The sequence below is a fragment of the Myroides sp. WP-1 genome, from assembly GCF_014145635.1.
Lineage (GTDB): Bacteria > Bacteroidota > Bacteroidia > Flavobacteriales > Flavobacteriaceae > Flavobacterium.
Genome location: NZ_JACHTC010000002.1, coordinates 38,633 through 52,669, shown reverse-complemented (window position 1 = coordinate 52,669; position 14,037 = coordinate 38,633). Strand labels below are relative to the sequence as shown.

General features: G+C 36.6%; 11 protein-coding genes. 7 read left to right on the top strand and 4 right to left on the bottom strand.

The annotated features are described in order from the left end of the window. Positions 1-42: 42 nt before the first annotated feature. Positions 43-2,814: a 2-oxoglutarate dehydrogenase E1 component gene (locus H4K33_RS01955; RefSeq protein WP_182646830.1), complete on the bottom strand. Its 2,772-nt coding sequence runs from the start codon at positions 2,812-2,814 to the stop codon at positions 43-45. Between the two features lie 116 nt (positions 2,815-2,930). Between H4K33_RS01955 and H4K33_RS01950 the strand changes: the two genes are divergently transcribed. Beyond that, positions 2,931-3,509: a hypothetical protein gene (locus H4K33_RS01950; RefSeq protein ID WP_182646829.1), complete on the top strand. Its 579-nt coding sequence runs from the start codon at positions 2,931-2,933 to the stop codon at positions 3,507-3,509. Between the two features lie 68 nt (positions 3,510-3,577). Here the strand turns inward: H4K33_RS01950 and H4K33_RS01945 are convergent, their stop codons facing one another. Next, a complete protein-coding gene (locus H4K33_RS01945) occupies positions 3,578-3,928 on the bottom strand; it encodes a hypothetical protein (protein ID WP_182646828.1) in 351 nt (116 codons plus the stop codon). A 7-nt stretch (positions 3,929-3,935) separates the two neighbouring features. Continuing rightward, the gene (locus tag H4K33_RS01940; protein WP_182646827.1) at positions 3,936-4,913 is read right to left on the bottom strand and encodes a polyprenyl synthetase family protein; all 978 of its coding nucleotides are present in this window, start codon (positions 4,911-4,913) and stop codon (positions 3,936-3,938) included. A gap of 317 nt (positions 4,914-5,230) precedes the next feature. Between H4K33_RS01940 and H4K33_RS01935 the strand changes: the two genes are divergently transcribed. The 6 genes from H4K33_RS01935 to H4K33_RS01910 all read left to right on the top strand — a co-directional run bounded on the left by H4K33_RS01935 (position 5,231) and on the right by H4K33_RS01910 (position 13,617). Further along, the gene (locus tag H4K33_RS01935; protein ID WP_182646826.1) at positions 5,231-5,839 is read left to right on the top strand and encodes a TetR/AcrR family transcriptional regulator; all 609 of its coding nucleotides are present in this window, start codon (positions 5,231-5,233) and stop codon (positions 5,837-5,839) included. Further along, positions 5,832-7,154 (top strand): TolC family protein, encoded by a 1,323-nt coding sequence (locus H4K33_RS01930; RefSeq protein ID WP_182646825.1) that lies wholly within the window; start codon positions 5,832-5,834, stop codon positions 7,152-7,154. The genes H4K33_RS01935 and H4K33_RS01930 overlap by 8 nt, the downstream gene beginning before the upstream one ends. Positions 7,155-7,180: 26 nt before the next feature. After that, a complete protein-coding gene (locus tag H4K33_RS01925; RefSeq protein WP_182646824.1) occupies positions 7,181-8,242 on the top strand; it encodes an efflux RND transporter periplasmic adaptor subunit in 1,062 nt (353 codons plus the stop codon). A 24-nt stretch (positions 8,243-8,266) separates the two neighbouring features. Further along, entirely contained in the window at positions 8,267-11,428 is a 3,162-nt protein-coding gene (locus H4K33_RS01920) for an efflux RND transporter permease subunit (RefSeq protein WP_182646823.1), read from the top strand. Positions 11,429-11,570: 142 nt separating this feature from the next. Then, positions 11,571-12,467 carry a helix-turn-helix domain-containing protein gene (locus tag H4K33_RS16660; RefSeq protein ID WP_182646822.1) on the top strand — a complete coding sequence of 299 codons (897 nt, stop codon included), beginning with the start codon at positions 11,571-11,573 and terminating at the stop codon, positions 12,465-12,467. A 157-nt stretch (positions 12,468-12,624) separates the two neighbouring features. Further along, positions 12,625-13,617, top strand: a complete 993-nt coding sequence (locus H4K33_RS01910) for a beta-ketoacyl-ACP synthase III (RefSeq protein WP_182646821.1) — start codon at positions 12,625-12,627, stop codon at positions 13,615-13,617. Between the two features lie 78 nt (positions 13,618-13,695). Here H4K33_RS01910 and H4K33_RS01905 read toward each other — a convergent pair whose 3' ends face one another. Further along, positions 13,696-13,965: a helix-turn-helix domain-containing protein gene (locus tag H4K33_RS01905; RefSeq protein WP_255493523.1), complete on the bottom strand. Its 270-nt coding sequence runs from the start codon at positions 13,963-13,965 to the stop codon at positions 13,696-13,698. Between the last annotated feature and the right edge of the window lie 72 nt (positions 13,966-14,037).

The window sequence follows — 14,037 nt, the reverse complement described above, 5'->3', positions numbered from 1 at the left end:
TTCTTTAATTAAATATTGTTATGTAAAAATACTCTTTTTTTATTATAAGTTCTTATTAAAAACTTTTTCAATTGCATATGCAAAACGCTTTTTAGAACGTGTTGAACTTCCAGAAGCTGGCGCACTATACGCTTTATTACCAGCATAACGCAATGGTTTTTCTTCGAAGTTCATCAACATATAGCCATAAGCTCCCATGTTTTTCGGTTCCTCTTGTGCCCAAACAAAATCATCCGCATTTGGATAAGAAGCGATTACCGCTTTGATCTGCTCAATTGGCAATGGGAATAATTGTTCTAAACGCACAAATGCGATATCCTCTCTTCCTAATTCTTCTCTTTTCGCTACTAAATCATAGTAGAATTTACCAGAACAGAAAACTAATGATTTCACTTTTGCTTTATCTACCGCTGCATCGTCAATTACATATTGGAATTTACCATCAGTGAATTCACTAATTGAAGAGGTAGCTAATGGATGTCTCAACAAGCTCTTCGGTGACATCACGATTAATGGTTTTCTGAAGTCAGTTACCATTTGTCTACGCATCAAGTGGAAGAAGTTTGCTGGAGTTGTACAGTTTGCAACAAACATATTGTGTTCTGCACATAATTGTAAGTAACGCTCTAAACGTGCTGAAGAGTGTTCCGCTCCTTGGTTTTCATATCCGTGAGGCAACAACATAACCAAACCATTTTGGCTACTCCATTTATCTTCTGCTGCAGAAATGTATTGATCTAACATGATTTGTGCTCCATTGGAGAAATCTCCAAATTGAGCTTCCCAAATCGTCAATGTATTAGGGTTTGTCAACGCATATCCATACTCAAATCCCAAAACAGCATACTCAGACAATAAAGAGTTGTAAATTCTCATTTGTCCTTTTTGATCTTTCAAGTGGTTCAACAAGATGATTGACTCTTCCGTATCTTCTGTTTTTACTACAGCATGACGGTGAGAGAACGTACCACGTTCAACATCCTGTCCTGACATACGCACATCATATCCTTGAGAAATTAATGATCCGTAAGCCAATAATTCACCCATTGCCCAGTCTAACTTATCATTTTCAAAGAACATCGCTTTGCGGTCTCCGATAAGGCGTTTTACTTTGCTGATGAATTTTTTATCTTCTGGAAGTTCCGTGATTACTTCAGCGATATCTGTCAATAATTGTTTAGATACTTTGGTATCATAATCAACAACCATTGCTTTTTCGTCTACAATTTTGAATTCTTTCCAGTTTTCTTGCATGAACGTTCTGATCTTAGCAAATTCATTCTCACGAGAAATTTGCAGATCTTGTTCTAATACATCTTTATATTGCTGTTCTAAGTCTTTCACAAAACTTTCATCAACAATTTTATCCTCTAACAATCTAGCGTTATAGATATTTCTAGCGTTCGGGTGTTTAGAGATTAACTTATATAATAAAGGTTGCGTGAATTTTGGTTCATCCCCTTCATTGTGTCCATATTTACGGTATCCTACTAAATCGATAAAAACATCTCTACCAAAAGTCATGCGGTACTCTAAAGCGAATAAGAACGCGCGTACTGCTGCTTCAGTATCATCTGCATTAACGTGTAACACAGGTGAAGCTGTAACTTTAGCAATATCTGTTGAATAGGTAGAAGAACGTCCGTCTGTGAAGTTTGTTGTAAATCCAACTTGGTTGTTTAATACCACGTGGATTGTACCTTCTGTTTTATACCCTCTTAACTGAGCCATTTGCACAATTTCATACACAATTCCTTGTCCTGAAATAGCTGCATCTCCGTGTAAAGCGATAGGCAATACTTTAGAAGGTTGGTTGGTGTAAACTGTATCTTGTTTTGCTCTTGCGATCCCTTCGATAACCGCACCAACAGTCTCTAAGTGAGAAGGGTTTGGTGTTAGGTTTACATGGATATCTTTACCTGAGCGTGTTTTACGTGTTGAGCTTAATCCCAAGTGATATTTTACGTCTCCGTCATATCCCTCTACAGCATCATAGTCTTTTCCGTCAAATTCTGAAAAGATTTCTTGTGTTGGTTTTTTAAATACGTTTGCTAAAACGTTCAAACGACCACGGTGTGCCATACCAACCACGATCTCCTCTACTCCTTTAGCAGCAGCAGATTCAATTAAAAAGTCCATTGCTGGAATAGCAGCCTCCAACCCTTCTAAAGAGAAGCGTTTTTGTCCTACATATTTTGTATTCAAGAAGTTTTCAAAAGAAACCGCTTCAATTAATTTGTGTAGGATTTCTTTTTTCTCTTCTGAATTAAACTTTGCTTCTGGGATTTCGAAGTGATCTTGGATCCAATTCACTTCTTTTTCGTCTGTGATATATTTGAATTCAATACCTAAAGTTGCGCAGTAGATTTTCTCTAATTGTGCAATAATTTGTGCTAAAGTAGAAGCCGGTAATTGAATCGCTTTCGCTGCATCAAATGTTGTATTTAAATCAGCAGCTGATAAACCGAATTTCTCTAAACTTAAATCTGGGTGAACAACTCTTCTTTCTCTAAGCGGGTTTGTTTTAGTCAATAGGTGTCCGTAAGTCCTGTAGCCATCGATTAATTTCAATACAGCCAATTCCTTAGTAATTTGGCTTGTATCTACAGAACTACCTGTATTTGAACCGCTTGTTGGTGATGAAACGTAAGTTACTTTTTCTACTGTGCCATCATTAAATTCATTTGCAAAATCGAACCCTTGAAAGAAGGCTCTCCAACTTGGTTCTACGCTATCTGGATTTTCTAAATATTGATCATACAAATCTGCAAAAAATGCAGTGTGTGCCGCGTTTAAAAAGGAAAATCTATCCATAATTTTCGTCTAAAGACCTATTGATTAAATATTATATATACAAAAATACAACTCTTTGATTACAAAAGTATAAACTTTTTCTTATTTTTATCTCACAACAATTTCATAAAACAACTATGAGAAGATTTTATGTCAAAAAAATGAGTATTTTATTCATTTTTTCATTTTTTTTATTGTCCAATTTTTCACTTTTTGCACAACAAAACCGAAATAACTCCGAAAATTACGATTCTGTCAAAAAATGGAGATTTGGAGGAGGCTTTGGTTTGGGCTTCGGTAGCGGCTATACAGATGTGATGTTAGCACCAAGTGCCTTGTATCAGGTAAACCCTTATTTCAGTGTGGGTGTAGGATTACAAGGAAGCTATATCAATAGCAAAGACCGCTCTTTTTACTACAGTAATGTAAAGGAGTATCAATCTTGGATTTACGGAGGAAGCTTAATTGCTCTAGCCAATCCTATTCCCCAATTGCAATTATCTGCCGAACTAGAGCAATTGCGTGTAAACAATACCTATACTTATAAACAAGATTTACACAAGTTAGATGCTAACTTTTGGAATACAGCTTTATTCTTAGGTGCTGGTTACAGTAGCGGACCTGCTACAGTAGGAGTTCGATACAATGTGTTGTACAAAGAAAAAGACATGGTATACGGCAGCGCACTGATGCCTTTTATCCGCATCTATTTCTAAAAACACCTTTATAAGATACAAAAAAAGAGCCGATTATACAAATCGGCTCTTTTTTTATTGATATTTCACTATTCTTTTGACAAGTTTGTTCGGAAGTAAACCTTTTGAAATTCTCGTTTCACAATCAGGTAAGTCAATTGTTGAAAGTAATTAAATACATCTCCTTCTTCTAACGCTCGAATATCTTTTTCTGCTACATCGATGCGATAAAGCAACATCGACAACTTCGCTGGTGTACGAGAAGCAATGCTTTCCAATACGCCTTGAATTTGCTGTACGAGTTCAAGAGGTGTTGAAGCGGGAAATGTCAGATCCTCATCTACGCTCATTCGAAAGTCACGCTCTATTTGTTGGACTAATTGTTCAAACAAATCCTGCTCTTTTAATTGATTCTCGAGATAAGTTACTGCTACTTCCATTTTACTACTACATTTGTCTGTTCATTAATTCCTTACTAAAAACACGCAGAAGCTCTTTTTTATCTTCTTCAATAGCTAAGTCAGCTAAAATATGTAAAGCTTCTTCTGTATATTGTTCAATCAACTTGAGAGAAGCTTCTTGTGAACCCGTTTCAACAAATAATTGTTTCACGCTTGAAATTTTCTGTTCTTCATCCGCACAGGTTACTGAAGCATAAAAACCTTCCAATGCTTCTCTTTGCTTAGGATTAGCATTTTCCAATGCTTTTAGATATAAAAAAGTCTTTTTATTTTCAAGAATATCTCCTCCAATGCGCTTACCAAATGTTGCTTCGTCTCCAAAGGCATCCAAATGGTCATCTAACAATTGAAAGGCAATTCCTAAATTCAATCCAAAATTGTAAATCTGATTCCCATTCTCCTCCGTTGTTTTCGCTACGATCGCTCCCATTTTAAGCGCTGCTGCCACTAAAACAGCTGTTTTATACTCAATCATTTTGATGTACTGTTCGATTTTCACATCCGAACGACCTTCAAAACAAATATCGTACTGCTGTCCTTCACAAACTTGAATTGCTGTTTTACTAAACAACTTCGCCAAGTCTCTAAAAACAGTTGGTTCATAATGCTCAAAATATTGATACGCTAAAATCAACATCGCATCCCCTGACAGAATAGCCGTATTCACATCCCATTTTTCATGTACTGTTTGGTGTCCTCTTCGAAGTGATGCATCGTCCATAATATCATCATGCATCAAAGAAAAATTATGAAACAATTCGATAGCGGTAGCAGCTTGTATCGCTTTTGTAGGATCTTCATTAAAAACATCCGCTGCCATTAGTGTTAAAACAGGTCTGATCTGTTTTCCACCTAAAGAAAGAATATACGAAATAGGTTCATAAAGTTCGATCGGTTGTCCATCTAATTGTATTGAACTAAGATATGAAGCTATCTGTTCTTTATATTTTGCTATTGATTGCATGTTCAAAAAAAATTTAGGCAAAAATACGCGTTTTTTAAAGACTTTCAGTTTCTCTCCGTACGCTCGCCACTTAACAGCCGCAAATATCTTAAAAATAGATCAGTTATCCACCAAATTTCCAACAAAATCATAGTTCAACCTACTGTTTTTATCCTTTTGATAAATTCCAATCTCAATCCTTTCAAGCTTTACATCTCCTTTTTCATCACGTCTTTTACCATGGAAACTTCCAAGCAAGTTAAAGTTTTCATAATTCTAAGGAAACTATAAAACGAATAAAGTTTCCGAATTATATTTGCTCATCAAAAATCAGATTCATGGAAACCACAATACTTGAAAAAGCAACACATTTGTTTTTATCCCAAGGGTTTAAAAGCATCACAATGGATGATATAGCAGCAGAGCTATCTATTTCTAAAAAAACCATTTATCAACACTATGCTTCCAAACCCGAACTCATTGAAAAGAGTTTAGTTTACATCAACGAAAAGTTTTTAAAATCACTCGAATCCGTTATTGCACAAAACAGACCTGCTGTAGCCGAAATCATTGCTGCGCACAATAACATGAACGAAGTATTTGCTGTAGAAACATCCGTTTGTTTGTATCAATTAAACAAATACTATCCTAAAATTGCTCAAAAGCAAAAGATTTTTCACAAGAAAAAATATGTTGGTATTATTGAGCGCAACTTGGAAAAGGGAGTTAGAGAAGGGGTTTATCGTTCAAATTTAGATATTGAATTTACAGCGCGTCTTCACATTGCTTCTGTTGTACTCATTGACGATCACGACTACTTCGAACCGGAAGAATACACACATATGCAATTACACGCCTTACACCTGGATCATCACATTAGAAGTATCACCACAGAAAAAGGACTCAAACAATACTTAGAACTCAAAGAAAGCATTAAAAATGAATAAAACCTTAACAACCTTATGCTGTCTATTTCTCTCTTGTAGCCTATGGGCACAAGCTCCTGTTTTAACGCTAAAGGACGCTTTGCATTATGCTTTACTTCACAAAGCTGAAGCCAGACAAGCGAACTTGGATATTGAAAATAGCGACTACCAGATTCAAGAAGTAAAATCAAATGCTTTACCTCATCTCAATGTAGAGGCTAACCTTGCCAACAACGTCAAGATTCAGGAGATGCCTTTAACCATGGGCGGACAAACTCAAATGATTCCGTTCAACTTAAAGTGGAACTCGCAAATCACGGCTACTGCTTCGCAAATATTATTCAATCAAGCCGTTTTTATGGGCTTGAAAGCGGCGCGTTCGGCAAAAGAGTTTTACATTATTAACAAAGAACTGACGGATGAGCAAATCATTGAAAAGGTAGCGTCGACCTACTATCAAGTATTTCAATCACAAGCGATGCTACAAACGCTAGAGACTACCATCAACAGCACGACACATATCAAAAATATTATTGAAGATTTACATCGCAATGGTTTAGCGACTCAGATTGATTTAGATCGAACAAAAGTTAGTTTAAGCAATCTAAAAGCGAACAAGCAACAAGTGATCAATGCGGTGGAACTTCAACAAAATGCGCTAAAATTCTTTATGGGGATGGATTTATCTACTGCTATTCAAATGCCCGCAAATACGTTTACCATTGATGAAAGCACGGTGTTGACTGAGAACAACATCGATACCCGCACGGAGGTTCACCTGTTGGAAAAGCAAAAAGAATTATTGGCTTATAAATTGAAATCTATTCAAGCCGATTACTATCCTTCGTTGGCTGCCTTTGGAACTTTTGGTTATCAAGGTATGGGAGACAAGTTTCCTTGGGGCAACAAACCGAGTGATGGTGTATTTTGGACCAGTGCATCTGCGGTGGGAATTTCATTAAAGCTACCTATTTTTAATGGTTTTGAAACCAGAGCGAAGGTTAAACAAGCAAAAGTGGACATCCAAAAAATTGACGTGCAATTAGAAGACACAAAACAGGCACTTACTTTGGATTTTGTCAATGCGCAAAAATCAATCGAAAACGCATTAATCACCATCAATATTCAAAAGGAAAATGTTGATCTAGCAAAAAGTATCTTGACCAATATGCAAAACAACTACAAACATGGTTTAGCTACTTTAACCGATTTATTAAATGCCGAAAATGCTTATACAGAAGCAGAAAACAACTATACAACGGCATTGCTAGACTTTAAACTGGCCGAGATTCAAATTGTCAAATCACAAGGAGAACTAAAAACGTTACTTGACTAATTCACTATCTAATTTCAATAACAACCATGAAAAAAATAATTACAGCCTTAGTCCTTATCGTCTTGATTGGTGGGACTGTCTATATATTAAATCGCAATAAATCAAACAACGATGCGGAGACTGCTATTGTAGCAGAACAAGACGCAACAATTACGGTTCGCGTAGAAAAAGCGACGGTACAAGTTGTTGATGCCAATTATAAAGCTAACGGAAATTTTGTCCCGTATCAAGAAGTAACGCTAGCGGCTGAGACACCTGGACGTGTTGCAAAACTACTTGTTGACGAAGGAGCGCAAGTGCGCAAAGGTCAAGTTTTAGCTCTAGTTAACAGCGATCAGATCCATGTACAAGTACGCAATGCAGAGGCTGCATATGCAACAGCAAAAGCGGATGCAGCTCGTTTTGAAAGCGCTTATACTACTGGTGGAGTAACCAAACAACAGCTAGATCAAGTAAAATTAATGGTACAAAATGCAGAAGCGAATTTAAAATCTGCTCAAATTACTGCAGGAGATGCACATATCAAGGCTCCGATCGATGGTATTATCAATAAAAAACACGTAGAACAAGGAAGTTTTGTTGCTCCTGGCGCGCCTATTTTTGATCTTGTCAATGTCAATCAGCTCAAATTAAGGGTCAATGTAGATGAAAGTCACGTTGCCAATTTAAAAGAAGGAGATAAAATCGAAGTAAAAGCCAGTGTATTTCCCAACGATCAATTCGAAGGAATCGTAACTTTTATCGCTCCTAAAGCAGACGCTGCCTTAAATTATCCGGTTGATTTATTACTGACAAACAACAAAGACAACAAGCTAAGAGCAGGAATGTATGGTTCGGCTTATTTTGATGCAGATAAAAATCAAGATACACCTCTCCTACTTATTCCCCGCAATGCCTTTGTTGGAAGTGTAAGTTCGAACTTAATTTACCGTGTAATCGACAACAAAGCAGTAGCTACTCAAGTCGTATCAGGGAGAAATTTAGGTGATTTTGTCGAAATCCTCGAGGGATTAAAAGAAGGTGAAATTGTAATCACCTCAGGACAAATTAATCTAACAGACCAAGCCCCAGTAACTATTATTAAATAACGTCCTAAAGGAAGGGATTGACATATGAAAATAGCCGAAATATCCATCAAGCGTCCGAGCATCATCATTGTGCTTTTTATAGCCCTTTTACTCGGAGGTATATTTAGTTATAAAAACCTGAGTTACGAATTAATTCCCAAGTTTGAAGTCAATGTGATTACTGTTGCCACAGTATATCCAGGAGCTTCCCCTTCGGAAATTGAAAATACCGTAACTAAAAAAATTGAAGATGCCGTTGCTTCTTTGGAAAATGTAAAAAAAGTAGAAGCCTTGTCTTTTGAGAGTTTGTCTACTGTAATGATTTACCTAACTTCAGAAGCCAACGTAGACTTATCATTGAACGATGCGCAGCGCAAGATCAATGCGATCTTAAAAGACTTACCGAAAGACGTTGATCCTCCTTCTCTACAGAAATACTCTTTAAGTGATTTACCCATTATGACGCTAAGTGTAACGAGTAATCTAACGGAAAAAGAGCTATATGACTTACTAGATAAGAAGATTCAACCTATTTTTTCTCGTGTAGCCGGAGTGGCTAAAGTAGAGTTAGTTGGTGGAGAAGAACGAGAGATTCAGGTCTTACTTGATCCTAAAAAAATTGAAGCTTACGGATTGAGCGTTCCAATGGTACAACAAGCCGTACTGAGTTCTAATTTAGATTTCCCTACAGGAAGTGTAAAATCAGGAGACAAACAAACGCTTATTCGCTTAGCTGGGAAATACAAAGACATCGAAGAGATGAGAAACTTAGTAATTGCTTCTCAAGGTGGAATCGACATTCGTTTAAGTGATATTGCCGATGTGCAAGACGGGGTAAAAGAAGTAGAAAAGATTGCGCGTTTGAATCAACAGTCAACGATATTGATGCAGGTCATCAAGCAATCGGATGCCAATGCCGTTACGGTGAGTGAATTAACGCAACAATCTATTGCTGAAGTAGAGAAAAACTACGCTGATATTCAATTAAACATCAAGACAGCGAATGACTCTTCTCAGTTTACTTTAGAAGCCGCAAATGCTGTAATGTTCGACTTGTTCTTGGCGATTGTATTAGTTGCTTTTGTTATGTTGTTTTTCCTACATAGCTTCAGAAATGCCCTGATTGTGATGGTTGCCATTCCCTTGTCGTTAGTAGCGACTTTTATCGGGATCTACCTTTTGGGTTATTCACTGAACTTATTGAGTTTACTTGCACTTTCTTTAGTTGTTGGTATTTTAGTAGACGATGCCATTGTGGTAATTGAAAATATTCACCGCCACATGGAAATGGGTAAAAACAAAGTACGCGCTTCTTATGATGGGGCAAAAGAAATTGGTTTTACCGTAACAGCAATTACCTTAGTTATTGTAGTGGTATTCTTACCTATTGCAATGTCATCAGGGTTAGTGCCAAATATCATTAAACAGTTTTGTGTCACAGTAATTATAGCAACGATGTTATCTTTGTTGGTTTCTTTTACCATAGTTCCTTGGTTATTCTCAAGATATGGTAAAATTGAAGTCATCCAACCAACCTCTTTCTTTGGAAAAATACTTCATGGGTTTGAAAAGGGATTGACATCATTTACACACAGTATTTCAGGTTTATTAGTTTGGGCATTAAACTCAACGAAAAACACGATTATTGTATTGATTATTGTAGCATTGGCCTTTTTTGGATCTTTAGCACTTCCCTCTTTGGGATATGTGGGAGGAGAATTCTTCCCCAAAACAGATAAAGGAGAATTCTTAGTACAGCTAGAATTAGATAAAGACGCTTCTGTACAACAGACCAATCATATGACACAAAAGGCAGAAGCCTTTTTGCGCACCAAGCCGGAAGTAGTAGACATGATTACCACCGTTGGACAGTCTTCTGAGGGCTATGGTGGAAGTCAGGCAACCAAATACAAATCAGAAATACACGTTATCTTAACGGATAAAAAAGAACGAAGCGAGAGTTCATTCGTTTATGCAGCGAAGTTGAAAAAAGAATTAGCTCCTTTGATGGTCGGTGTAAAAGTAAAAACAGTACCTGTTGGGTTAATTGGAGCAGAAGAAGCGCCTTTAGCCTTAACTGTTACGGGTTCTAACTTGGATGATGCCATGGAATTTGCTATTCAGGCCAAGGCTTTGTTAGATCAAATACCTGGTACGATGGAAACAAAACTAACCACCGAAACAGGAAGTCCCGAAATCAACGTACAAGTAGATCGCGATAAAATGGCAGCTCTTGGATTAGACATGTACACGGTGGGTATGACCATGCAAACAGCATTTAACGGAAATACTGACGGTAAATATCGAGCAGGTGAGTATGAATACGATATTAACATTCGCTTTCAAGAATATGCAAGAACAACCATAGACGACGTAAAAACGATCAACTTTAAAAACAACCAAGGAAAAGATGTGAAGCTTGAACAATTTGCAACGGTAAGTTATAGCTCAGGTCCATCCATTTTAGAGCGAAGAGACAAGAGTCCATCTGTTACAATCAAGTCGCAAACTATTGGTCGTTCTCCTGGAGATATTGCCAACGAGTGGTTGCCAAAATTTGATCAGCTAACCTTAAAGCCCGGAGTAAAATACCAATGGACAGGAACTATGGAAGATCAGGAAGAAGGATTTGGTACATTAGGAATCGCTTTATTAGCTGCTATTATTCTAGTTTATTTGGTAATGGTTGCTTTGTATGACAGTTTCTCTAAACCGTTTATCGTTATCTTTTCTGTGCCACTATCATTTATTGGAGCTCTATTAGCTTTAGCTATCGCCAATATTTCCTTGAACATATTTACCATCTTAGGAATCATTATGTTAATTGGTTTAGTGTGTAAGAATGCGATCTTACTGGTCGATTTCGCTAACCACCGAGTAGAGTCTGGAGACAGTGTTCACGATGCTTTGATCGCCGCCAACCATGCGCGTCTGCGACCAATCTTGATGACAACCATTGCCATGGTTATCGGAATGGTACCTATTGCCTTAGCAAGTGGAGCAGGAGCTGAAATGAACAACGGATTAGCTGTGGTAATCATCGGTGGGTTATTATCTTCCCTTTTACTAACCTTGGTTATTGTACCGATCATCTACTCTATTTTTGACAAAATAGGCAAGCGTTTCGGTCAAAAAGAAAAAATCGATTACCAAGCAGAAATGGAATCCGATTATGAACCAAACCGCAATTTTGTAGATCATCATTAGAAGTGTTTCTTCGTTGACCTAAATAAAACAAATCACAATAGAGTAGAAAATTATTTTCTACTCTATTTTTTTTCTTAACCTAAAACAAGTTTTTTATCCCTTGTACTTCTTATTTTTATCCCTTTAACTATGTTACCCTATTGTGAAGAATAATTATATACAATCTTACTCTATTGAAGATATCTTAAATCGATACGAACGTTTTATTGTAGACAAGCGATTAGCCGTTGTAGAAATTGGTCCTAAGCACAGTCAATATTTTGTCATTGGCAAACCCTATACGTTTGCTTCTTTTGGTTTGATCCTCATCAAATCAGGTGAATGTGAGATTACGATCAATTTAGAACCAACGAAAGTGAAAAAAAACGATATTCTCGTTGTTTTGCCACAACAGTTTTTTGAGATTATTCAATACACCAAAGATTTTAGTGTACAGGCTTTCTTTGCAAGTGGTGAATTATTTCTAGATGCGGGTTTTCATCTTAAATCCAATAATCTCATTCAGTTTTTTTCTTCTCAATATCCAAAAATTCTATCGCTAAACAGTCATTTGATTAAAGAACTCAACTATCATATGAAGCGATTGAACAAACTTGTTTTTGATCAAGACAATATGTTTACCCACCAATTGATCCTCCATCATTTTTCTATTTTGATGTATGAATTAGGTCATTTCTACAATAAACGCGTCTTGGCTAAAACAGAAAAAAAGACACTTCGAAAAGAAGAGTTAACCAAGAATTTCCTCCTATTAGTATCTTCTCACTTTAAAAAAGAGAGAAGTGTGCAATTCTATGCAGATCACATGTTCATCAGTAGAAAACACCTCACTAAAGTCATTACTGAAATCTTTGGTAAAACACCAAAAGACATCATTGTAGAATCAATCATTCTCGAGGCAAAAATACTTTTAAAGAATCCGAATAATTCTGTGACTTCTGTAGCCAGTGAACTAAATTTTCAAGATGTCGCACTCTTTAGCAAATTTTTTAAAAATAGCACCGGATCATCACCGCGCGAGTTTAAGTTAATAAATTAACATTTCAAATAATTTATACGTCTTTTTGACAAGTTATACCGTTTATTTAACTACTGATATTTTCTTAAAAATAGCGAGATTTGAGTTCTTTAAAGGAAAAACCCCTCCTTAAATGAATTTAATTATTATTTGCATATAAGTCGCAAAACTCACGAAAATGTTGAAGAATAAACAACAATATGCTCAAATCACAGCCCTTGGAGGGTATCTCCCAACAAACAAGCGCACCAATGCTGATTTAGAACATTTATCAGATACTTCTGATGAATGGATTATGAAAAGAACAGGAATTAAGGAGCGACGAATTTTAGAAGATGGTCTAGCGACATCGGATATGGCAGTAGAAGCCATAAAAGAGATGTGTTCTTCTTACCAAAAAGACATCTCAACAATAGATGCAATAATAATTGCTACCTCCTCTCCAGATATGCCAATGCCCTCAACAGCGAACATCGTTTGTCATAAGCTCAATTTGACTAATGTATGGGCTTTTGACATGAACGCTGCTTGTTCTGGTTTTTTATATGCATTAGACATGGGAGCAGCTTTGGTTGAAACAGGACGTTATAAAAATGTCGTGGTTGTTGGAGCAGACAAGATTAGCAGTTATGTAGACCGCACAGATCGATCAACTAATATTTTATTTGGAGATGGAGCTGGTGCAGTATGGTTAGAACCTTCTCTAGAAACAGGAATCCAAGATGCCTTGTTAGTTAGCGATGGCAAGGGAATCGAATATTTAAATATCAAGGGTGGCGGATCACTTTATCCCTATGAAACAGACCAATGGAAGGAAGAATACCGTTATTTAAAACAGGATGGTAAAGTGGTTTTCAAAAATGCTGTTACGGCAATGAGTAACACATGCCAAGCGCTTCTAGATCGAAATAACTTATCGATAGACGACGTACAGTGGTTAGTTGCCCATCAAGCCAATAAGCGCATTATTGATGCTGTAGGAAAGGATTTGGGTATCGAGGAGCACAGAGCTTTAAGTAATATCACTTATTCTGGAAATACAATAGCAGCGACGATTCCCCTTTGTATTTGGGAATACAAAGATCAGATCAAAAAAGGAGACTTGCTTCTTTTAACTGCATTCGGCGCAGGATTTTCATGGGGCGCAAGCCTCCTGCAATGGAATATATAAACAAAAAGAGGTCTTCAAAAGAAGACCTCTTTTCCTATAAAATATAAACGATAGGTTTCAGGTTAGATTGCACGCCATTTAAATCAGATCTTCTGGAAAATTAATATCCTTTTCTTGAAGATACTCAATAAGTCGTCCGTGCTTTGTTTGCAAATCAGAAGTACAATCACAGGCAATTGGACAAATTTCAAATGGTGAAATCTCTAAAATAATTGCTATTTCATTGAGTACATCATTCTTTAATTTTGTCTTTCCACTTTCAATATCAGAATATGCTTTTTGAGAAATATTCAGCTTCATTGCCACATATTCTTGTGAAAAACCTAATTCTTTTCTTCTTGTTCGCATTTTCTCTGATTGAAATTTACATTTTTGTGTTGGTGTTTGCATAATAAACCTTGTAGTTTAATAAATTATCTT